This is a genomic window from Mesorhizobium sp. B2-3-7, from assembly GCF_006442695.1.
Lineage (GTDB): Bacteria > Pseudomonadota > Alphaproteobacteria > Rhizobiales > Rhizobiaceae > Mesorhizobium.
This window is the reverse complement of sequence record NZ_VFVV01000015.1, coordinates 65,225-84,281: the sequence shown is the minus strand read 5'-3', so window position 1 is coordinate 84,281 and position 19,057 is coordinate 65,225. Positions and strand designations below refer to the sequence as shown.

Genomic DNA, 19,057 nt, shown 5'->3' with positions numbered 1-19,057 from the left:
GCATTTCTCCCCGCACAGAGACGAGGAGAAGGGTCTGGCCGGAACGCTGGCGCCTCCATTGCAACGTTAAAAATTGGCGAAAACGGCGACACAGCCCCCTCTCCCCGTCTATACGGGGAGAGGATGCCGGCAGGCAGGTGAGGGGCGGCGCCGGCGCTTGAAAGAGTATGACGAAACCTGAAGCGATTGCCCCTTGTGAGAACGCCGGACACCGCCTTGACTTCCCGCACCGCCCTCCCTTATATCGCGGCTCGCTTGGCCTTCGGGCAACGAGCGGGCGATTAGCTCAGCGGGAGAGCACACCCTTCACACGGGTGGGGTCGCAGGTTCAATCCCTGCATCGCCCACCATCCAACTAAACTGATTTGTTGGATGACTAGGCCCCTCCACTTTGTCCAAAAAAGCTACTGGCGCGTAGGCCAAACAGCTTGGCGCCTCGCCCTTATTGATTTTGGGTTTCCGTCACCATCTGTCGGTTTGTTTGTATGCAAATCAGTTGGGCGACGCTATGGTAGCTTCCTCAACGTCAGATTCTCGGGGGAGAACATGGCAGAACACGCCGTTGAAATCGTCAGGGAAAAGTCGTGGTCGGTTCGCGTGACCGTCAATGGCGTCACCACCACCGTCCCATTCTCAGCCGAAAGCTATGCGCGCTCATACGCCGACGGTCAGGCGTTCCGGCTGGGTGTGCAGGTGGCAGAGCTTAAGCGGTCAGCCTGACGCGTGGGGGTTGAGAAGCCCTCCGAAAAATTGCAGGTAGGCGACGAAAGCCGGATCATGTGGGGCGACGGCGAGCGGGCTCGGCCCGTGCGGGCGAGCAGGTATTCGAGAATCGCGATCGATTCGACCATGATCATTCGCCGTCTTGTAGCGCCGGGACAAAGCCGGCGGGGTTGATTGCAAGAAAATCGGGAATTGCTCGAGGGCAGTCACAAAGCCGATGCATAGCCTGGCCATCAATCCCGCCTGGGGAACAAACCTCCCCATCACTGAGTTTCCCCCTGTCGAAACTTGAGGGAAAACCATGACCAGATTTCTCGTGGCGACAAGCGTCGCCGTTCTTCTCGGCTCCGGCCCGGTTCTGGCGGCCGACGAAAAACCGCTGCCGCCGCCCAATGCCAAGAAATTGTCCGACATCATCGCCAAGGTCGAGCAGCGCGATGGCTTCCGCTATGTCAAGGAGGTCGACTGGGATGATGGCGCCTATACCGTCACCTACTACACCGCCGACAAGGCGAAGGTCGAAATCACCTATGATCCGGTGACAGCCGAACCCAGATAGCTTCGTCAGGGGAAACCTGCGGGACGGGCAACCCGTTCTACGATCCCTCCCGGCAATGATCACCGGTCCCATCTGAAAATGCCGAGCCTGCGGCGTGAGATGTGCCCGCCCTTGCGCCAATGCACCTTTGATGGCTGATTACAGCGGAGCTTCACGGGGGGTATGCATGGCGACGGCCAGGCATGTGTTGAAACGTATCTTGATGGTGCTTGCCGGCTATCTCGTCGCCGTGCTGGTCGGCCTGATCGCCGTTGTCGCGATCTATGCCGTGCTGAGCTCCCTACCCAATGCGCCCCGGTATTTCGACCTCATGGGCGTCTCGCCGATCGCGGCGCTGGTGGTGCCGCCGCTCGGCATGTTCATCTATTTCCTGACGATCGTGCTGACCGGGGTGCAGACATTGGTGTTCGCATTGATCGCCGAATGCTTCTCGTTGCGCGGCTTCTGGCTACACATGCTCTTCGGCGGTGCGGCGGCGGTCGGCGGCTTTGCCCTGATCTGGCCGAGCGCGCTCGAGGACATGGCGTCGGAGCGCTGGGCCGATATAGGCATCATCGCCGCTGCCGGCCTGGTCGCCGGGCTTGTCTACTGGCTGATCGCAGGGCGCGACGCCGGTTTCCGGCGACCGCTCTCGGCCCGCTGAATTCTCAGCTCGACGGCGAGCGTGCCGCTTCGGTGGCGTCCAGGGCCTGCTTCAACCGCGTGTCCCGGTCGTAGACGTCGTTGAAGTATTCGACCTTGCCGGACATGTCGGGCCATGCAGTGAAATAGGCGACGTAGACCGGGATTGTGCGCGTCACGCTCTCGGTCGAATGGCCGTGCTTCAGCTTCTCGGCGATATCGTCGACCGAGGTGCCCAGCACCGCAGCCGCCATGCCCCGCGGATCCTGCAGCCGCACGCAACCATGGCTGAGCGCGCGCATATCGCGCTGGAAGAACGACTTCTGCGGTGTGTCGTGCATGTAGATGGCGTGCTTGTTGGGGAACAGGATCTTCAATTCGCCCAGCGCATTGGCCTCGCTCGGGAGTTGGCGCACGCTGTAGGGGATGTTCGCGCCATAGCCGCCCCAGTTGACCGCCGAGGACGGAATGCGCTTGCCGCGCGAATCGGTCACCTCATAGCCGGCCCGGTCGAGATAACCCGGATCGCTGCGCAATCTCGGCAGCATTTCGTTGACGATGATCGACTGCGGCACCCCCCAATAAGGATGGAAGTCGACCTGCTTGATCTGGTCGTAGAAGAAGGCGGTCTGGTTGGTGGTCCTGCCGATGACCGCACGGGTTTTCAGCTTTTCCTCGCCATTGTCGATGTAGCTCGCCGTGAAGGCCGGCTGGTTGATGAACACACGCGGGCTGCCGAGGTCGGATGGCAGCCAGCGCAGTTCTTCCAGCGCCACCTGTACCTTGAGCAACCGGTCGGCCTTGGACGTTCCGGCCAGCGACGCGACGGTGCGCGGTCCGATGACGCCGTCGCCCTTCATGCCTGCTTTTTGCTGCACCGCCTTGATGACCGGGACCAGCTCAGGGAGGTAGACGTCGCTGGTGGCGAGCCGCGACAGCACTTCGCCGTAGGCGCCGCCCATCTCGTCGTCGAGATCGCGCGCGATCAGGCTCAGCAGCTTGGGAAGCTCGGGACTGGTTTCGCCCGGCTTCAGCAACAGGTTGGGATCGACGACGATCTCGTTTTCGGCGCTCGCTTGCAGCGACTCCAGCTCGACGCGCAGCGCCTGGTACTCCGGGTTCTGCGGATGCCGCGATTCGAGATAGGTGCGCACTTCCTGGGTGTGCGCCAGCGTCTTCAAAACGCCTTCCATGTCGAGCGGCTTGGCGGGGAAATCATAGTAGCCGGTCATGCGGTTGGGTTCGACGCGGCCGCTTTGGGCATCATGGACATAGCGAAGCACGCGAGCCGACAGCGCCATTTCGAAGCGCACGAACTCCTTCAAACGTGCAGCGGCGTCACCAGTCGACGCAGCGGCGGTCGGCACGTCGACCGTGTAGTCGGACGGTGCCAGGCCGTAGCTCGCCGCCTCGCCAAGCACCCGCACCGCGTCCTGTGCGCGGCTGTTGGCGTTGGCTCCGGTCACCCAGATGAAATCCGGATTGGCCGAATAATAGGCGATCAGCGCCTTGGCGATATCCGGCTCCGCATAGAGCTCGTAGTCGCTCAGTCCGGCGATTGCCTCGCGAAAGGCGTTGCCGGTGGCTGAGGGCACGAAGGCGGCGTCCTGCGGCGTCGCCGGCTGCGGCGCTGCCGTAAGCGCCGAGAAGTCGACGCGCACGAGCTTGTCGGCTTTGTAGGTGTAGTAGGAAGGGCTGCTGATCTTCACGCTGCCGCCGCCACCACCGCCGGCGGATACGTTGGGGTTCGGCTTGCGCCTTGGTGGCGGAGGAGGAAACTCACCTCGCGGCTCGTGCCTTACGCCGCCGCCGAAAAGCATGTCGAAAAGCCCCTGCGCGCCTGCTTGCGGCGTTCCCAGGGCCAGCGTCGCCACGAGCGCTGCAAGCGGCAACGCGGTAGCTTTGTTTCCCGGCAATTTCATGGTCACCCGCTCCAGCCGCAACCGGCTCCGTTCCGCACGCTCGTGCGTCTTGCCCACCGCATGGCGGATGTAAGACGCGACTATACCGATTCATACCGATTTCGTTAAGCTTTCATAAATTTTGGGGCGGCTGTGGCAGAACGGTTTCACAACATCGTGACGGCCGGAGCGGACACAATCCGCTCCGGCCGTCGAAGCCCAGGGGCGTCGTCAGACCTCGGCGCATGGCCGTGGGCGAATTGCCGAGGAGTTTCGACTGCGAAGCCGCTGCGACCTTTTGCGCGACGGCTCAACACGGCATGTCGATCCAGGGCCGCGACGGTGCTTCGCATGCGGCCCTGCTGGCGACCGCGGAGGGGGCATTGGCGGCCTGGAAGACGATAGCCGGTCCCGACGCGGGATGACAAACGCCGGGCGTTGTGCTCGAAATCCGAACGGACGGAGCGCCAGTCTAAACGGGCCGGGAGGATCGAACGGTGAAAAAGGGTTATCGCGAACTGCTGGACGAGGCGAATGCCGAGATCGAAGTGCTTTCGCCCGAGGAAGCGGCAGCCCTGATCGAGGACGAAGGCACCATCTTTGTCGACCTGCGAGATCCTCGCGAGATTGAACGCGACGGCAGGATTCCCGGCGCGAAACATGTCACCCGTGGCATGCTGGAATTCTGGATCGATCCCGAGAGCCCTTATCACAAGCCGTTCTTCGCTTCGGGAAAGAGCTTCGTGTTCTTCTGCGCCGGCGGCTGGCGTTCGGCGCTCGCCACCAAGACCGCGCAGGACATGGGGCTGTCGCGGGTCAAGCATATCCTTGGCGGCTACACCGCCTGGAAGGCGGCCGGACTGCCGGTGGAACCCGGCGAGAAGAAGAAACAGCCCTGATTGCGGTTCAATGGAGCAGCGACGGCTCCCGTTGCGCGGCCACGAAGCTGACGGCGCGTTCCACCACGCCCTTGTCCGCCAGGATGCGGCGATGGCCGAGCCCTTCGGCCCAGTGGAGCAACACATGGTCACCGGCGCCGGCATAACGCCAGGCATGATCGGCCGAGACTTCGCGATCGTCGGGTGCGTGGATGACCAACGTCGGCACCGGCGCCTGGGCAAGCTGCCGATCGCCGGTGAATTCGTGCAGCGGCCGGCCGGAAAGATATTCGACACGGTCCGCCATGGCGGCCTGCGAGCGCGGACCGACATTGAGCATGCGGCTGAAGTCGGCGAAGATGGCCGGCAATGAACTGGGCGCGGCGATCAGCACCAGGCGCCCGGCCGCCAGCGGCGCAATGTTCCTGATCGATCCGGCGATTGCATTGGCGGCGACGGCGCCGCCGAAGGAATGACCGACCACCGCCGCGAACGGGCCGAACCATTCGCCCGCGATTCGCACCGCATCCACGGCATTGACCATGTTCAACCGCCGGCCATGCGATTGGCCGTGGCCGGGAAGGTCGAGCGAGACGACCCTGTAGCCGGCGGCGCGGTAGCCCTCGATCAGCATGCGCATATATTCGGTGCGCGAGCGCCACCCATGAACGACGAGAACCGTTCCGGCGGACGCCCTGCCCGGCTCCGGACGGAATTCATGCACCATGACGCAGCCGGACCCGGCTTTCAGCCGGTGATGCCGCGCTTCGGCCATGAAATCTGCCGCGCGGGCGACGGCACGGCGTTCGCCCTCGCTCAGCACCCTGGCGTTCGGCGTACGGCAGAACAGCTCGAATGCGGCGCGCCCGGTGAGGCGGGGGGCGACATGTTCGGCGGCCCCGAATACACCCCGGATGACCTTCAGTCCGAATGATGCCATAGTGGGAATCCATCCATACGTTCAAGCATGAACATAATAGTTCAAAGATGAACAATAAACAAGAGCTGCCCTGGGACAACCCGCGGTTTCGCAACTGGGTCGCGGTTGCGCGCGCCTGCCATGTGCTGGAGCGCACGCTTGCCGTGAAGCTCGCTCCGCTCGATCTGAAACCCGCGCAGCTCGATGTTTTGATGAATCTCTACCGCCATCCCGGCATGTCGCAGCACGATCTCGCCCGCAAGCTGCTCGTCGGCCGCTCCAACATCACCATGCTGTTGCCGCAGCTCGAGGCTCGCGGCCTGCTGCGCCGCGAAGGCGACGAGAAGGACAAGCGCATCCTGCGGCTGGCCCTCACCGAAGCCGGCGAGGCGCTGCTGATGCAGGCGCTGAAGGTGCACATGGCGCTGATCGAGAAAGCGATGAGCCAGTCGACGCCGGAGCAGTGCGACATGATCGGCGAGCAGATGCGCAAGATCTACGAGGTGTTGAAGGACGCCTGACCGCCATTGCGGTCCAGCGGATCACCACATCGTCTTTTTTGCCCGCTCCGGCCATTCCTTGTCATAGGTTTCGCCGTCGATGTTCCTGCGGCTGGTGATCTCCAGGATCTTTCCTGGCGTCGGCAGGGACTTCGGATCGACATGCCTTTCCGGGTTCCACAGTTCCGACCGCACGATGGCGCGGGCGCATTGGAAATAGACCGTATCGACATCGATGACGCTCACCGAGCGTGCCGGCCTGCCGTCGACCGTGAACGACGCGCAAAGCGCGGCATCCGTGGTGATGTGCGCGCGGCCGTTGATACGCAGCGTCGTGCCGGAGCCCGGCACCAGGAACAGCAGCCCGACGCGGGGATCGCGAATGATGTTCTTCAGCGAATCGGCGCGGTTGTTGCCGCGCCGGTCCGGCATCATCAGGGTTTTCGGATCGACGATGCGCACGAAGCCGGCGAGATCGCCGCGCGGCGAGCAATCCAGCCCTTCCGGCCCGCTCGTCGCCAGCGCGACGAAGGGCGAGGCGTCGATGAAGGCGGCGTATTCGGGAATGACGTGGTCGAGTTCCTTGACCACCGAGGCTTCGCCGGGCAGGCCATAGAACGCTTCAAGCTGTTCGACGGTGGTTATGATGGACATTGTCTTGTCTCCCGATCCGCCGCCCCTACTCCCGCTCCATGACATCTTGACGACGCCCGCCGGCTAACGGTCGCGGCTGAGACCCTTTTGTGCCAGCTCGGCAAGATAGGCATTCCAGCGCGCATCCTTCTCGTGGCCCAGCGTGTGCAGGTAATTCCAGGTGAAGATGCCGGTGTCATGGAAATCATCGAAGGTTATGCGGACCGCGTAGTTGCCGACCGGTTCAATTTTGAGGATGGTGACATCGCGCTTGCCCGGAACGGTCACCCGCTGGTCCGGCGAATGGCCCTGCACCTCGGCCGACGGCGAGGCGACGCGCAGCAGCTCGGCCGGCAGCTCGAATGGCTGGTGGCCGGGAAAGGTCACGGAGAGCAGTTTGCGGTCTTTGGAGACCCGCAGTTCCTTCGGCGCCGTCATGGTGTTTTTCCGTTTCGAACCGCCCTTCCCTACGCCGCTTCGCCGGATTGGAAAAGCCCGTACCAGGCAGCCGACATCCGGTGTCGGTCGGGGAATGTTACCAAAGATCGAGAGCGGCTATCTTGAACGACAGGCCGGATCGTATCACATAGCGATATATAACGCCGTCGTTCACAGCCACGGGAAACGCTTCACGCATGGACATGATCGATCCTTTCGGCCGCACGATCAGCTACCTGCGCGTGTCGGTCACCGACCGCTGCGATTTCCGCTGCACCTATTGCATGGCCGAGGACATGGCTTTCCTGCCCAAGAAGGACCTGCTGTCGCTCGAGGAACTCGACCGGCTGTGCAGCGTCTTCATCGCAAAAGGCGTGCGCAAATTGCGTCTCACCGGCGGCGAGCCGCTGGTGCGCAAGAACATCATGCACCTGGTCCGCCAGCTGTCGCGTCATCTCGAAAGCGGCGCGCTGGAAGAACTGACGCTGACCACCAACGGCTCGCAGCTTTCGCGTTTTGCTGCCGAGCTCGCCGATTGCGGCGTCAAGCGCATCAATGTTTCGCTCGACACGCTTGATGCCGACAAGTTCCACGCAATCACCCGCTGGGGCCATCTCGGCAAGGTCATGGCCGGCATCGATGCGGCCCAGGCGGCGGGATTGAAGATAAAGCTCAACGCCGTGGCGCTGAAGGATTTCAACGACGCCGAATTGCCTGAGATGATGCGCTGGGCGCATGGCCGCGGCATGGACCTGACCGTCATCGAAACCATGCCGATGGGCGAGATCGATGCCGACCGCACCGACCAGTACCTGCCGCTGTCGCTGCTGCGCGCCTCGCTGGAGCGCCAGTTCACGTTGACAGACGTCCCGTTCAAAACCGGCGGTCCGGCCCGCTATGTCCATGTCGCGGAAACCGGTGGCCGGCTCGGCTTCATCACGCCGATGACCCATAATTTCTGCGAGAGCTGCAACCGCGTCCGGCTGACCTGCACCGGCACGCTCTTTATGTGCCTGGGCCAGGAGGATGCCGCCGATCTCAGGGAGCCGTTGCGCGCGTCCGAAGGCAACGAGCTGGTCGGCGCGGCGATCGACGAGGCGATCGGGCGCAAGCCGAAGGGGCATGATTTCATCATCGACCGCCGCACCAGCCGCCCCTCCGTGTCGCGGCATATGAGCGTCACCGGCGGCTGATTTTCCCACGGATCTGGTGCAGGATCGCTTCCGGCTGACTGCTGGAGGAATGGAATGAAGTGCGCGCGCTCGGTACTGGCATTCGTTGCGGCGATCGCGGCAATCCCGTCGGCTGCCGCTCCTTTCACCTACACCAACGAGCGATTCGGCACGGTCTGCACCTTTCCCGATGATGTTTTCACCGACCGCCAGCCCGAACCGGACAATGGCGACGGCCAGCAATGGCTCGCGCCCGACGGCGCCAGCCTGATCTGTTCCGGCATCCTCAATATCGACAACGACACGCCGAAGAGCTTCGTTGCGGCCGAGAAGACAAGCACCCAGGCGGGTTACAAGGTCACCTACAGCAGGACGGGAAAGAACTGGGCCGTGCTTTCGGGGCTGAAGGCCGGGAACATCTTTTATGAGCGCCGCCTGTTCGGCAAGGACGGCGTCATCCGCACCGTCTGGATCGAATATCCGCCGGCCGTGAAGTCGAAATACGACCCGCTGGTCAGCGCCATCGCCGCCAGCCTCGAGGGACCGTGACTATTGCGGCCATGCCGCAATAAATCTCCGCCGGCGGATGCCCGCCTGATTTACCCCAGCCGTTTTCGCGCCTAGCCTTCCATCCGGTAGCGGCTTTCGCTCCGTGGGGAAAACATTATGCGCAAATTCATCTTTTCTGTTGCCTTGCTCGGCCTCGCCGCCATGCCGGCGGCGGCGCAATCCATCGGCGGCACTTACGATGTCGCCGGCACCAATTTCGATGGTTCGGCCTATGGCGGCGAAGCAACCATCACGCTGACAAGCGGCACGACCTGCACGATCCATTGGGAAACCGGCGGCTCGTCCTCGGACGGCATCTGCATGCGCAACGACAACGCCTTCTCGGCCGGCTATGTCCTGGGCAAGGAGATCGGCCTTGTCGTCTACAAGATGGATGACGACGGCTCGCTGCACGGCCTGTGGACGATCGCCGGCAAAGACGGCAGCGGCACCGAGGTGCTAACGCCGAAGAAGTAAGGCCGGTCATCCGCGGTTGAAATTCTGGGCCGCGATCAAGGCCGTGGCCCAGCCCTTTGTCGTTGCTGTTTCGGTCCCGGCTGCTACAGGCTTTTTTCAAAGCAGAACCGGTAGAGATCTTGCCCCTTTCTCCCAATCTTCGCGGTGCGTTGTTCATGGTGGTGGCGATGGCCGGCTTCACCCTCAATGACGCCATCACCAAATATTCGTCGCAGTCGATGAACATGGCGCAGGTCATGCTGATCAGAGGCGCATTTGCCTCGCTCTTCGTCGGCCTGCTTGCCTGGCAGCGCGGCGCGCTGGTCCGGCCGCGCTCGATGCTGCAGCCACTGGTGGCGCTGCGCGTCCTTGCCGAGGCCGGCGCGACGGTGACCTTCCTGGTCGCGCTTGCCCATTTGCCGATCGCCAGCGTCTCGGCCGTCCTGCAGGCACTGCCGCTGGCCGTGACGATGGGCGCGGCCCTTGTCTTCGGCGAGGCGGTCGGCTGGCGCCGCTGGCTGGCGATCGCTGCCGGATTTGCCGGCGTGCTGGTCGTGGTGCGCCCGGGCTTCGACGGGTTCAGCATGTTTTTGCTGGTGGCGCTGGCCAGCGTCGCCTGCTGTGCGGTACGCGACCTCGCCACCAAGCGGATTCCGCAGGCTATCCCCACGCTGCTCGTCTCAACCGCAACGGCGTTGGCCATGACCGTGGTCGGCGCGCTGCTGCTGTCGCCGATGGGCGGCTGGACACCGATGACGGGCAAAGCCACTGCACTGCTGGCGCTCGCAGCAGTGCTGGTGCTCATCGGCTACCAATTCATCATCATGGCGATGCGCTCGGGCGAGATTTCCTTCATAGCACCGTTCCGCTATACGGCGCTGCTCTGGTCCATTGTGCTCGGCCTGCTGGTCTTCGGCGATGTCCCCGACATGACGATGATCATCGGCGCCAGCACAATCGTCGGCTCCGGCCTTTACGCGCTTTATCGTGAGCGCGTCGTCGGCCGGCGCAGGATCGTCGCGGAAAGCACTGGTCCTGCCATGGCCCCGGACGGCATATAAGTGGCTCGCGGGGAATTTTCGCGACGGCGCACGGGCTCGATGATGGTGAGAGATATTGCGGGATTGATGCTGGCCGGCGTTCAATCCAGACGCAGGGGCGGCGGCGACAAGACCTTGCTGCGGCTCGAAAGCGCCCCCCGACGATCTTGCCAAGGCGGCGCGGTTGCTGCAGAGCATCTGAGATGAACAAGCGCCTCTTCGGCATCACCGGCTGGAAGAACTCCGGCAAGACGACCCTGACTGAGAAACTGGTCGCGGAACTCGTTGGGCGCGGCTGGACGGTTTCGACCGTAAAGCACGCCCATCATGATTTCGACATCGACAAGCCGGGCGCGGACAGCTTTCGCCACCGGCAGGCAGGAGCCATGGAAGTCGCCATCGTCTCCGCCAATCGCTGGGCGCTGATGCACGAATTGCGCGGCGAGGATGAGCCGGCGCTGGAAGCGATCCTGTCGCGGCTTGCGCCGTCCGACATCGTGTTGGTCGAAGGCTACAAGCGCGAAGCCCACCGCAAGATCGAAACCCGGCGCCTGGAGGCGAAGGACCGGACGCCGCTTTCGGCGGGTGACCCCGGGATCGTTGCCATTGCGGCCGACTTCGTCATCGAGGACAAAAGCCTGCCGGTGTTCGACCTCGACGACGTGAAATCGATAGCCGACTTCGTCGAGCGCGCGACCGGCCTCGTTGCTTGAGAAGTAACGTAACGGCAGAAGGACATTGCCGATTTTCGTGGTTTTGCAGTTGCTTTTTTCTTGGAAAGAGTGGGAGTATCGGGCCAGCGGGCGGTCAAAAGCACCGCCCCCACAGAGCCGTTTCGGAACGACGGCCGGGACCATAAAGAGAGGATCATTATGCGTATTGCACTGCGTATCGCGCTCGCCGCTTCGGCCGCGCTGCTGACGCTCGGCGTAGCCCAGGCCCAGGAAAAGACCCTGAGGATCGGCACCGAGGGCGCTTATCCGCCCTTCAACAACCTGACTTCCGATGGCAAGCTCGTCGGTTTCGACATCGACATCGCCCAGGCGCTCTGCGATGAGATGAAGGTCAAGTGCACCTTCGTCGCCCAGGATTGGGACGGCATCATCCCGGCGCTGCAGGCGGGCAAGTTCGACGCCATCGTGGCATCGATGTCGATCACGCCGGAGCGTGCCGAGAAGGTAGACTTCACTCACAAATACTACAACACGCCCTCGGCGCTGGCCGTCCCGAAGGATTCGACGCTGAAGGGCGTGACCAAGGAGGACCTCGCCGGCAAGAGTATCGGCGTGGCCACCACGACGACCCATTTCAACTATGCCTCGAAGACCTACACCGACAGCACGATCAAGGGTTATCCGAGCAGCCCCGAGGAACAGGCGGATCTGGCCAACGGCCGCCTCGACGCCATCGAGGATGATATCGTGGTGCTGCAGCAGTGGCTGGATTCGCCTGACGGTGCCTGTTGCAAGATCCTCGGCCAGCCCTCGCCGCAGCCGGTCGAGATTTTCGGACCTGGCGCCGGCATTGCCGTGCGCAAGGGCGAGACCGATCTGGTCAACAAGCTGAATTCCGCCATCGACGCCATCAGGGCCAACGGAAAATACAAGGAAATCAACGACAAGTACTTCAAGTTCGACGTCTACGGCGCCGAGTCCTGATAATCACCTCCAAGGGCGGCAGGGTCTCCCTGCCGCTTTACCCGATCTGGGAGCTCTGGAGATAACACCACTCGATGCCAGCCCAAAGCATATGGACACTTCTCAGTTGGGGACCCAATGGCTGGCTTGACGATATCGCCTATGGCGCGGTGGTCACCATCGCGCTGGCGCTCGCCACGCTTCCGATCGGCCTGACGATCGGCTTTTTCATTGCCTGGGCAAAGCAATCCGAAGAGCCTTCGCTGCGGCTGGCCGCGAACATTTACACCACCATGTTTCGCGGCCTTCCGGAGCTGGTGACGCTCTTCCTGTTCTTCTTCGGCATGCCCATCCTGCTGCAATACATCATCCGCTTCTTCAGGCCCGAGGCGACGATCGATGTCGACAGCTTCATCGCCGGCATGATCGTGCTCTCGCTGATCTTCTCTTCCTATGCCAGCGAGGTATTCCTTTCGGCCTTTCGCGCCATTCCGAAGGGCCAGTATGAGGGCGGCTATGCGATCGGTCTGTCGAAGTGGCTGACCATGCGCAAGGTGATCCTGCCTCAATTGCTGCGCATCGCCTTCCCCGGTCTCGAGAATTGCTGGCTCAGCCTGCTCAAGGACACAGCCCTGGTCTCGGTCGTCAACCTCGCCGAGACCTTGCGCAATGCGGGCGTCGCGGCGCGCGTCACCAAACATTCGTTCCTGTTCTACAGCGTCGCGGCGCTGGTCTTTCTCATCCTGGCAATCCTGTCTTCGATCGCCACCGGCTTCATCTTGCGGTCGCTCGGGCAGAAGGAAGCGCGATGAGCGTCACCGACACCATTGCCGTCGATCGGCCGCCGCCGCCGGCGCGCGGCTGGCCGCGTGCCCGTATCGTGGGATACGCACTCGTCGGCCTCTGGATCCTCTTCGGCTTCGGCATACTGGCCTATCTGGTCTCCGCGTGGAACGGCGAGTTCTTCGCACGATATGCGCCGGCCTATCTGCAGGGACTTGGAACCACCCTGTCGCTGGTGGCTGTGTCGATGGTGGCCGGCGCCATCCTGTCGCTGCCCGTCACCTATGGCCGCATGTCGAACAACCGGTTGCTGTCGTGGCCCGCCTATTGCTACGTCTATTTCTTCCGCGGCACGCCGCTGCTGGTCCAGGTCTATCTGGTCTATTACGGGGTCGGTTCTTTCCGCGTGCAGCTCGAATCGGTTGGGCTATGGTGGTTCTTCCGCGACGCCTTCAACTGCGGCGTGTTCGCCTTTGCGCTCAACACGGCCGCCTATCAGGCCGAAATCTTGCGCGGCGCCATAGAGAGCGTTCCAAGGGGCCAGTGGGAAGGCGCCGCTTCGCTCGGCCTGCACAAGTTGCAGACGCTGCGCAAGGTCATACTGCCCCAGGCGATCATCGTGGCCTTGCGACCCTACGGCAATGAACTCGTTCTGATGATCAAGGCCTCCGCGATCGTCGCCATCATCACCGTCTACGACCTGATGGGCAATGCGAAACTCGCCTACGCCAAGTCCTTCGACTTCCAGGCCTATGTCTGGGTGGCAATCGTCTATCTGGTCATGGTCGAGATCCTGCGCCACGGGGTCGAATGGATCGAGCGCCGGATTACCATTCACCTGAAACGGTAAGCCTACCTGATCTGTGCCAGTCGATGGCGCGGCGCGCGCCTTGACGAATCCGCCGCATGGCCTAGACCTTCCGCAACTGCAATCTTTGCTCCCGTCGGAAGGAACAAGCCATGGCATCGGTGGCATTTCTCGGTCTTGGCGTCATGGGCTACCCCATGGCCGCGCATCTGAAGAACAAGGGCGGCCATGACGTCACCGTCTACAACCGCACCGGGGCAAAGGCGGAGCAATGGGTCGCCCAGCACGGCGGCGCTCTCGCCCTGACGCCGACGCAGGCTGCCGAAGGCAAGGACTTTGTTTTCTCGTGCGTGGGCAATGATAACGATCTACGTTCGGTGACGACGGCAAAGGACGGTGCCTTTCAGGCCATGAAAAAGGGCGCCGTCTACATCGACAACACCACGGCATCGGCCGAGGTCGCGCGCGAATTGGCCGAGGCCGCACAGGAGCGCGGCTTCTCGTTCCTGGACGCGCCGGTCTCCGGCGGCCAGGCCGGCGCCGAAAACGGCATTCTGACCGTCATGGTCGGCGGCGATCAGGCAGCCTTCGACAAAGCCAGGCCCGTCATCGACGCCTATGCCCGGATGGTCGGGCTTATGGGACCGGCAGGCGCCGGCCAGCTCACCAAGATGATCAACCAAATCTGCATCGCCGGGCTGGTGCAGGGACTGTCCGAAGGCATCCATTTCGGCAGGAAAGCCGGGCTCGACATCGAGAAGGTCATCGATGTGATCTCCAAGGGCGCAGCGGGCTCGTGGCAGATGGAGAACCGGCACAAGACGATGAATGCAGGCAAATACGACTTCGGCTTCGCGGTCGACTGGATGCGCAAGGATCTCGGCATCTGCCTTGATGAAGCCGACCGCAACGGGGCCAGACTGCCCGTGACGGCGCTCGTCGACCAGTTCTATAAGGACGTCCAGGCGATGGGCGGCAGGCGCTGGGACACATCCTCACTGCTGGCGAGGCTGGAAAAGTAGAACGCAGATGTCCCTGCCCTGCCCGAGCTGGAGCGCGGACGACATCGTCGCTCACCTGCGCTCGATCGGCACGCAGGAAAACCGCGCCGGCATGGCCCGGTTCGGCATCAACACCGCGACGGCGCTTGGTGTAGGCAATTCGGATTTGCGGCCGCTGGCGCGCAAGCTGAAGCGCAATCACGAGCGGGCGCTTGCCCTGTGGGACAGCGGTGTTCGCGAGGCGCGGCTGGTGGCGGCGTTCACCGGGGAGCCGAAAAGGATCACGGCCGAGCAGTGCCGCCGCTGGGCCGGCGATTTCGATTCATGGGAGATCGTAGACAGCGTTTCGGATCTCTTTGCTGAAACGCCGTTCCGGCGTGAGTTGATCGAGGAGTTTGCTGCCGACGAACGCGAGTTCGTGCGCCGCGCCGGCTTTGCCATGGTGGCGTGGAGCGCAGTGCATCTGAAGCAGGAGCCGGACGCGACGTTTCTCGCCTATCTGCCGTTGATCGAGGCGCATGCCGGCGATCCGCGCAATTTCGTCAGGAAGGCGGTCAGCTGGGCGCTGCGGCAGATTGGCAAACGCTCGGCGGCGCTGCATGCCCCTGCCCTTGCGCTCGCGCAAAAGTTGGCCGGATCATCCGACAAGACGGCGCGCTGGATCGGCCGGGACGCCGTGAAGGAGTTAACGGATGCCAAAAGGCTGGAACGGCTCACCTCCAGAAAAAGCTGATCTTGCCGATATCCGGTTCACGGAGGTGACGCCGGCAACACGCGGCGACTTCGAGATATTGTTCGAGCAGCCGGGTGCGCCAAAATATTGCTGGTGCATGGCGTGGCGGCAGTCCGTCCGCGAGCACATCCCGAATGATGAGAAAAAGCGCCAGATGATGGCACTTATCGATGCCGGCAGGCCGGTCGGCATCCTCGCCCAGATCGACGGCAAGACCGTTGCCTGGTGTTCGGTCGCGCCGCGCGAAACCTACCGAAGGCTTTCAAAGCGGCAGGACGACAGCGAGACAGGGGTATGGTCGATCGTCTGCTTTTATGTGCCAAGGGCTTTGCGCGGCCGCGGTTTTGCTTCCGCATTGCTCGATGCGGCCATTGACCACGCGTTCGCCAAGGGGGCGCATATCATTGAGGCCTATCCGGTGGGCGAGGCATCGCCGAGCTACCGTTTCATGGGGTTTCGCGACATGTTTGCGGCGCGCGGCTTTCACGACGCCGGCATGACCGGTTCTCGCCGGCATGTAATGCGGCTCGAGCGTTGACGTCGCCGGTGGCGGTGTCTTTACTCGAACGCAAAGGAAACGTCCCATGACCAAACGTCTGATAGCCATGGCAGCGTTCGCGGGCGCGATGTCGGCTTTTACAGCCGCCCTCGCTTCGGCCGAGACCACACACATATTCTGGAAGGATTTGCGCCCGGCGACCCAGGCGGTTGCCGAAGAAGCTGGCCTGCCGATGATCGCGGCAAAATTGCCCGATCGCGGCGAGACGTTATCCCTCGGCCTGCAGGACAAGACCATACAAATAGCCGGCTATGCGTTGCCGGTCGATCGCGAAGGCGATCTTGTCTATCAATTCCTACTGGTGCCGTGGACCGGCGCCTGCAGCCACATGCCGACACCACCACCCAACCAGATCGTCCTGGTCACCCCGGCTCAGCCCTACAAAATATCGCGGGCCTACCAGCCGGTTTCCGTAACCGGCGCGCTGAAACCAGGCATGGAGAAGAGCCAGCTTTTCATCCTGGACGGCGTCTCGGTCATCCAGTCGGGCTATACCGTGCGCAAGGCAGACGTGACCGGCGTCGACACCGTGCCGGACACAATAACCCTACCGGTCAACTCGCCTTGGACTTTCCTCAACAAAAAGAAGAACTAAGCAAGGCGAGCTTGCGTGACCTTGCATGCACCAAGGCCACGCGCGCTCAGGCCGCGTTCGCGCCCGATTCCTTGTCCAGCACCATGTAATCGAGCGGGATTTCGGTCGTGTACTTGATCTGCTCCATGGCGAACGAGGACGAGACGTCGCGAATCTCGATCTTGGCGATCAGCCGCTTATAGAAGGCATCATAGGCTGCAATGTCGGGCACCACGACACGCAGGAGATAGTCGACATCGCCGCTCATGCGGTAGAACTCGACCACCTCGGGGAATTCCTGGATGACTTCGGAAAAGCGCCGCAGCCATTCATGGCTGTGCGAATTGGTGCGGATCGAGACGAAGACGGTGACCCGCACATTGACCTTTTCATGATCGAGAATGGCGACACGCCGCTTGATGACGCCCTCTTCCTCGAGCTTCTGGATGCGCCGCCAGCAAGGGGTCGTCGACAGTCCCACTTTCTTGGCGACATCTGCGACCGCGAGCGTCGCGTCCTCCTGCAGGAGGCGGAGAATTTTTCGGTCAAGGCGGTCCATTGAAAGCTCCTGAAGGAATGGATTGGCCATAATCGGCGTTATTATAGGCTTCCACAAGAAAAAAATTCTGCTGATTGGCGGAAAAGCCGGTGGTTTCTTGCTGAATGTCTAACCGAGGCGATAGCGGATTTCCGACCTGAGGAAAGGCAGCAAATCCATTTCAAACCAGGGATTCCGCTTCAGCCAGCCGGTGTTGCGCCAGGACGGATGCGGCAGCGGCAGCACCTTCTGGCCAGCGGATTTCTCCCAGATGGAGCGCCAGTCCCTCACCGTTTCCGTCAGGGACGGGCGCCGCGCGGCACCCATGTGCCAGGACTGCGCGTAGATGCCGATCGTCAGCACCAAGTCGATCTGCGGCATGAGCCCCATCAACGGCGCGCGCCAGGCCGGCGCGCATTCACGCCTTGGCGGCAAGTCGCTGCCCTTGGCGTCCTGGCCGGGGAAACAGAAGCCCATCGGCACGATAGCGAACTTCTCGGTGTCGTAGAACTCCTCGCTGGTGACGCCGAGCCAGTCTCGCAGCCGGTCGCCCGAAGCATCGGTGAACGGCATGCCCGACAGATGCACCTTGGTTCCCGGCGCCTGGCTGGCAATCAGGATGCGGGCATTCGACGAGGGTCGCAGCACCGGGCGCGGTTCGTGCGGCAGTGGCCGGCCGATCGGATTGTCGACGCAGATGCGGCAGGCGCGAACCGTCGCGGCGAAGCTTTCGAGTTCCGCAGTCATCCTCAGGCCGCGGCACTCGGCCGGCTCGAAACCATCCGATACCAGCGCAACACATTGCTGCACTCGTCCGGCACCTTGATGCGCGCCGGTTTCATAAAATCGATGGCGATCATCCCGGTGATATCGGCGATCGAATAGGCGTCGCCGGCGGCGAATTCGCGGGTTCCCAGTTCGCCGTCGAGAAGTCGCAGAAATTCGATTGCCTTCGGCTTGTTGGCCTCGCCCCACTCGGGAATCTGCGGGATCTCCCATTCCTTCATGGCCGGATGGGTGTGGCGGAAAGCTTGCGCGACGCAGGTCAGCAGGTTGAATTCCATCCGCCTTTGCCACATCTCGACCTGCGCCTTGCCGAGCGCCCCGCGACCGAACAGTGCGGGCTCGGGATTGAGTTCCTCGAAATAGCGGCAGATGGCGACGGACTCGGTGATGACGGTGCCATCGTCAAGCTCCAGCACCGGCAATCGCCGCAGTGGATTGCGCGAGCTGACCGCCTGTTGCCTGTGTTCCAGCGCGCCCATGTCGACGGACACCAGCGGAACCGCGATTCCCTTCTCGGCCAGAAAAATGCGAACCCGTCTTGGGTTGGGCGCTCGGCCGCCGTCGAAGAGCTTCATTCGATCCTCCAGTTCTTGCCGGTGATGGCAGGGTTCAGCTTCCGCCGGCTTACCAGAAGCGGAAGATCTCTCGCACGGCATCGCCGATGGAGGCGAACGTGCCATGTTTTCTCTCGACGGACTCGCCATGGTGGCTGTCGCGCCAATCTTGCGGCTGGTCGAACGTACCTGCCCAGATACCGGCCTTTGCCGCGCGCGCGATCGCTTCCTCGCTCTCGTAATCGCCGAAAGCGACCGCCCAGCCCGCCTCGACCTGTGCGCGGTTGAGATCGGTGTCCCCGGCCCTGCAATCGCCGAGCAGCCGGCCGTAACGATCGCGCTGCCAGCCGCTGCAGATGACGGGCCTGCCGGCGATCAGGCGCACCAGAGATTGGCGCGCAAGCGTGCCACAGGAATAGTCGGCGCCTTTCTTGCGGCAGGTCTGAGTGTATTCCGGCGCGTCGATGCCGCGCATGCGAATGCGTTCGGCGCCGAGCGTGATCGAGTCGCCATCATTGATGATGGCGACGCCCTGTGTCTTTCGCGTCTCCACGCGATCGAGGCGCGCCGCAAGCACGATCAGCAACCCCAGAATAATGACGGTCAGCCCGTAGTCCAGCAATTTGCGCCATGGGCTTCGCGGACGCGGCGCAGCGTACCGCCGGCGCGGTCCTTGCGACCAGGAACGGCTCATA

At 62.6% G+C, this 19,057-nt stretch carries 25 protein-coding genes, 1 tRNA gene and 2 pseudogenes; 20 read left to right on the top strand and 8 right to left on the bottom strand.

Going from position 1 to position 19,057, the window contains the following annotated elements:
* The first annotated feature begins 275 nt into the window (after window positions 1-275).
* The 4 genes from FJ940_RS24700 (at window position 276) to FJ940_RS24685 (ending at window position 1,925) form a co-directional block, all read left to right on the top strand.
* Window positions 276-350: transfer RNA gene (locus FJ940_RS24700), tRNA-Val, on the top strand.
* A gap of 196 nt (window positions 351-546) precedes the next feature.
* The gene (locus FJ940_RS28570; protein WP_181165341.1) at window positions 547-720 is read left to right on the top strand and encodes a hypothetical protein; all 174 of its coding nucleotides are present in this window, start codon (window positions 547-549) and stop codon (window positions 718-720) included.
* A gap of 304 nt (window positions 721-1,024) precedes the next feature.
* The gene (locus FJ940_RS24690; RefSeq protein WP_140525200.1) at window positions 1,025-1,282 is read left to right on the top strand and encodes a PepSY domain-containing protein; all 258 of its coding nucleotides are present in this window, start codon (window positions 1,025-1,027) and stop codon (window positions 1,280-1,282) included.
* A gap of 166 nt (window positions 1,283-1,448) precedes the next feature.
* Window positions 1,449-1,925 carry a hypothetical protein gene (locus tag FJ940_RS24685; RefSeq protein WP_140557197.1) on the top strand — a complete coding sequence of 159 codons (477 nt, stop codon included), beginning with the start codon at window positions 1,449-1,451 and terminating at the stop codon, window positions 1,923-1,925.
* A 4-nt stretch (window positions 1,926-1,929) separates the two neighbouring features.
* Here the strand turns inward: FJ940_RS24685 and FJ940_RS24680 are convergent, their stop codons facing one another.
* Entirely contained in the window at window positions 1,930-3,825 is a 1,896-nt protein-coding gene (locus FJ940_RS24680) for a murein L,D-transpeptidase (RefSeq protein ID WP_140564544.1), read from the bottom strand.
* Window positions 3,826-4,049: 224 nt separating this feature from the next.
* On the opposite strand from FJ940_RS24680, the pseudogene FJ940_RS28910 reads away from it, so the two are divergent.
* Window positions 4,050-4,229: pseudogene (locus FJ940_RS28910) on the top strand (TetR/AcrR family transcriptional regulator); the annotation flags it as partial.
* Window positions 4,230-4,301: 72 nt separating this feature from the next.
* Window positions 4,302-4,703, top strand: coding sequence for a rhodanese-like domain-containing protein (locus tag FJ940_RS24670; RefSeq protein WP_140498621.1), 402 nt, complete (start codon window positions 4,302-4,304; stop codon window positions 4,701-4,703).
* Window positions 4,704-4,710: 7 nt separating this feature from the next.
* Here the strand turns inward: FJ940_RS24670 and FJ940_RS24665 are convergent, their stop codons facing one another.
* Window positions 4,711-5,622, bottom strand: coding sequence for an alpha/beta fold hydrolase (locus FJ940_RS24665; RefSeq protein WP_140658192.1), 912 nt, complete (start codon window positions 5,620-5,622; stop codon window positions 4,711-4,713).
* A 47-nt stretch (window positions 5,623-5,669) separates the two neighbouring features.
* Between FJ940_RS24665 and FJ940_RS24660 the strand changes: the two genes are divergently transcribed.
* Window positions 5,670-6,122 (top strand): MarR family transcriptional regulator, encoded by a 453-nt coding sequence (locus FJ940_RS24660; protein WP_140548466.1) that lies wholly within the window; start codon window positions 5,670-5,672, stop codon window positions 6,120-6,122.
* 21 nt (window positions 6,123-6,143) lie between these two features.
* Here the strand turns inward: FJ940_RS24660 and FJ940_RS24655 are convergent, their stop codons facing one another.
* Both FJ940_RS24655 and FJ940_RS24650 read right to left on the bottom strand, forming a co-directional pair.
* Window positions 6,144-6,755: a pyridoxamine 5'-phosphate oxidase family protein gene (locus FJ940_RS24655; RefSeq protein ID WP_140564542.1), complete on the bottom strand. Its 612-nt coding sequence runs from the start codon at window positions 6,753-6,755 to the stop codon at window positions 6,144-6,146.
* A 63-nt stretch (window positions 6,756-6,818) separates the two neighbouring features.
* Window positions 6,819-7,172, bottom strand: coding sequence for a DUF971 domain-containing protein (locus FJ940_RS24650; protein WP_140561222.1), 354 nt, complete (start codon window positions 7,170-7,172; stop codon window positions 6,819-6,821).
* Window positions 7,173-7,369: 197 nt separating this feature from the next.
* Here FJ940_RS24650 and moaA point away from each other — a divergent pair, with 197 nt between their 5' ends.
* From moaA to FJ940_RS24585, 13 genes and pseudogenes are all read left to right on the top strand, one after another.
* The gene (gene moaA / locus FJ940_RS24645; RefSeq protein WP_140561224.1) at window positions 7,370-8,365 is read left to right on the top strand and encodes a GTP 3',8-cyclase MoaA; all 996 of its coding nucleotides are present in this window, start codon (window positions 7,370-7,372) and stop codon (window positions 8,363-8,365) included.
* A gap of 54 nt (window positions 8,366-8,419) precedes the next feature.
* Window positions 8,420-8,893: a hypothetical protein gene (locus FJ940_RS24640; RefSeq protein ID WP_140561226.1), complete on the top strand. Its 474-nt coding sequence runs from the start codon at window positions 8,420-8,422 to the stop codon at window positions 8,891-8,893.
* 117 nt (window positions 8,894-9,010) lie between these two features.
* Window positions 9,011-9,370, top strand: coding sequence for a hypothetical protein (locus tag FJ940_RS24635; protein ID WP_140498628.1), 360 nt, complete (start codon window positions 9,011-9,013; stop codon window positions 9,368-9,370).
* 119 nt (window positions 9,371-9,489) lie between these two features.
* Window positions 9,490-10,410, top strand: coding sequence for a DMT family transporter (locus tag FJ940_RS24630; RefSeq protein ID WP_140658190.1), 921 nt, complete (start codon window positions 9,490-9,492; stop codon window positions 10,408-10,410).
* A gap of 42 nt (window positions 10,411-10,452) precedes the next feature.
* Window positions 10,453-10,542 (top strand): annotated as a pseudogene (locus tag FJ940_RS29090) (molybdenum cofactor guanylyltransferase MobA); the annotation flags it as partial.
* A gap of 50 nt (window positions 10,543-10,592) precedes the next feature.
* Window positions 10,593-11,102: a molybdopterin-guanine dinucleotide biosynthesis protein B gene (gene mobB, locus FJ940_RS24620; RefSeq protein WP_140498630.1), complete on the top strand. Its 510-nt coding sequence runs from the start codon at window positions 10,593-10,595 to the stop codon at window positions 11,100-11,102.
* Between the two features lie 159 nt (window positions 11,103-11,261).
* Window positions 11,262-12,047: an ABC transporter substrate-binding protein gene (locus FJ940_RS24615; RefSeq protein WP_140498631.1), complete on the top strand. Its 786-nt coding sequence runs from the start codon at window positions 11,262-11,264 to the stop codon at window positions 12,045-12,047.
* A 74-nt stretch (window positions 12,048-12,121) separates the two neighbouring features.
* The gene (locus FJ940_RS24610; protein WP_140498632.1) at window positions 12,122-12,838 is read left to right on the top strand and encodes an ABC transporter permease; all 717 of its coding nucleotides are present in this window, start codon (window positions 12,122-12,124) and stop codon (window positions 12,836-12,838) included.
* Window positions 12,835-13,659, top strand: a complete 825-nt coding sequence (locus FJ940_RS24605; protein WP_140498633.1) for an ABC transporter permease — start codon at window positions 12,835-12,837, stop codon at window positions 13,657-13,659. Before FJ940_RS24610 ends, FJ940_RS24605 begins: the two co-directional genes overlap by 4 nt.
* 110 nt (window positions 13,660-13,769) lie before the next feature.
* Window positions 13,770-14,639, top strand: a complete 870-nt coding sequence (locus tag FJ940_RS24600; protein WP_140658188.1) for an NAD(P)-dependent oxidoreductase — start codon at window positions 13,770-13,772, stop codon at window positions 14,637-14,639.
* Window positions 14,640-14,646: 7 nt separating this feature from the next.
* Window positions 14,647-15,351: a DNA alkylation repair protein gene (locus FJ940_RS24595; RefSeq protein ID WP_140525213.1), complete on the top strand. Its 705-nt coding sequence runs from the start codon at window positions 14,647-14,649 to the stop codon at window positions 15,349-15,351.
* Entirely contained in the window at window positions 15,311-15,889 is a 579-nt protein-coding gene (locus tag FJ940_RS24590; protein WP_140525214.1) for a GNAT family N-acetyltransferase, read from the top strand. Before FJ940_RS24595 ends, FJ940_RS24590 begins: the two co-directional genes overlap by 41 nt.
* A 46-nt stretch (window positions 15,890-15,935) precedes the next feature.
* Window positions 15,936-16,505, top strand: a complete 570-nt coding sequence (locus FJ940_RS24585; protein ID WP_140498637.1) for a DUF3299 domain-containing protein — start codon at window positions 15,936-15,938, stop codon at window positions 16,503-16,505.
* 46 nt (window positions 16,506-16,551) lie between these two features.
* Here the strand turns inward: FJ940_RS24585 and FJ940_RS24580 are convergent, their stop codons facing one another.
* The 4 genes from FJ940_RS24580 to FJ940_RS24565 form a co-directional block, all read right to left on the bottom strand.
* Complete coding sequence (locus tag FJ940_RS24580; RefSeq protein ID WP_006205209.1) at window positions 16,552-17,043, bottom strand: Lrp/AsnC family transcriptional regulator; 492 nt, start codon at window positions 17,041-17,043, stop codon at window positions 16,552-16,554.
* A gap of 108 nt (window positions 17,044-17,151) precedes the next feature.
* Window positions 17,152-17,769, bottom strand: a complete 618-nt coding sequence (locus tag FJ940_RS24575) for a uracil-DNA glycosylase family protein (RefSeq protein ID WP_224518976.1) — start codon at window positions 17,767-17,769, stop codon at window positions 17,152-17,154.
* 2 nt (window positions 17,770-17,771) lie between these two features.
* Window positions 17,772-18,383 carry a glutathione S-transferase gene (locus FJ940_RS24570; RefSeq protein WP_140515378.1) on the bottom strand — a complete coding sequence of 204 codons (612 nt, stop codon included), beginning with the start codon at window positions 18,381-18,383 and terminating at the stop codon, window positions 17,772-17,774.
* Window positions 18,384-18,432: 49 nt separating this feature from the next.
* Window positions 18,433-19,056, bottom strand: coding sequence for a thermonuclease family protein (locus tag FJ940_RS24565; protein WP_140515377.1), 624 nt, complete (start codon window positions 19,054-19,056; stop codon window positions 18,433-18,435).
* Window position 19,057 lies beyond the last annotated feature (1 nt).

Coding starts and splice junctions, on each gene's coding strand:
- FJ940_RS24650 (WP_140561222.1), bottom strand. CDS start 7,172: ATGACGGCGCCGAAGGAACTGCGGGTCTCCAAAGACCGCAAACTGCTC.
- mobB (WP_140498630.1), top strand. CDS start 10,593: ATGAACAAGCGCCTCTTCGGCATCACCGGCTGGAAGAACTCCGGCAAG.
- FJ940_RS24570 (WP_140515378.1), bottom strand. CDS start 18,383: ATGAAGCTCTTCGACGGCGGCCGAGCGCCCAACCCAAGACGGGTTCGC.
- FJ940_RS24610 (WP_140498632.1), top strand. CDS start 12,122: ATGCCAGCCCAAAGCATATGGACACTTCTCAGTTGGGGACCCAATGGC.
- FJ940_RS24595 (WP_140525213.1), top strand. CDS start 14,647: ATGTCCCTGCCCTGCCCGAGCTGGAGCGCGGACGACATCGTCGCTCAC.
- FJ940_RS24680 (WP_140564544.1), bottom strand. CDS start 3,825: ATGAAATTGCCGGGAAACAAAGCTACCGCGTTGCCGCTTGCAGCGCTC.
- FJ940_RS24600 (WP_140658188.1), top strand. CDS start 13,770: ATGGCATCGGTGGCATTTCTCGGTCTTGGCGTCATGGGCTACCCCATG.
- FJ940_RS24685 (WP_140557197.1), top strand. CDS start 1,449: ATGGCGACGGCCAGGCATGTGTTGAAACGTATCTTGATGGTGCTTGCC.
- FJ940_RS24640 (WP_140561226.1), top strand. CDS start 8,420: ATGAAGTGCGCGCGCTCGGTACTGGCATTCGTTGCGGCGATCGCGGCA.
- FJ940_RS24590 (WP_140525214.1), top strand. CDS start 15,311: ATGCCAAAAGGCTGGAACGGCTCACCTCCAGAAAAAGCTGATCTTGCC.
- FJ940_RS24690 (WP_140525200.1), top strand. CDS start 1,025: ATGACCAGATTTCTCGTGGCGACAAGCGTCGCCGTTCTTCTCGGCTCC.
- FJ940_RS24565 (WP_140515377.1), bottom strand. CDS start 19,056: ATGAGCCGTTCCTGGTCGCAAGGACCGCGCCGGCGGTACGCTGCGCCG.
- FJ940_RS24585 (WP_140498637.1), top strand. CDS start 15,936: ATGACCAAACGTCTGATAGCCATGGCAGCGTTCGCGGGCGCGATGTCG.
- FJ940_RS24580 (WP_006205209.1), bottom strand. CDS start 17,043: ATGGACCGCCTTGACCGAAAAATTCTCCGCCTCCTGCAGGAGGACGCG.
- FJ940_RS24665 (WP_140658192.1), bottom strand. CDS start 5,622: ATGGCATCATTCGGACTGAAGGTCATCCGGGGTGTATTCGGGGCCGCC.
- FJ940_RS24605 (WP_140498633.1), top strand. CDS start 12,835: ATGAGCGTCACCGACACCATTGCCGTCGATCGGCCGCCGCCGCCGGCG.
- FJ940_RS28570 (WP_181165341.1), top strand. CDS start 547: ATGGCAGAACACGCCGTTGAAATCGTCAGGGAAAAGTCGTGGTCGGTT.
- FJ940_RS24660 (WP_140548466.1), top strand. CDS start 5,670: ATGAACAATAAACAAGAGCTGCCCTGGGACAACCCGCGGTTTCGCAAC.
- FJ940_RS24615 (WP_140498631.1), top strand. CDS start 11,262: ATGCGTATTGCACTGCGTATCGCGCTCGCCGCTTCGGCCGCGCTGCTG.
- FJ940_RS24655 (WP_140564542.1), bottom strand. CDS start 6,755: ATGTCCATCATAACCACCGTCGAACAGCTTGAAGCGTTCTATGGCCTG.
- FJ940_RS24635 (WP_140498628.1), top strand. CDS start 9,011: ATGCGCAAATTCATCTTTTCTGTTGCCTTGCTCGGCCTCGCCGCCATG.
- FJ940_RS24575 (WP_224518976.1), bottom strand. CDS start 17,769: ATGACTGCGGAACTCGAAAGCTTCGCCGCGACGGTTCGCGCCTGCCGC.
- moaA (WP_140561224.1), top strand. CDS start 7,370: ATGGACATGATCGATCCTTTCGGCCGCACGATCAGCTACCTGCGCGTG.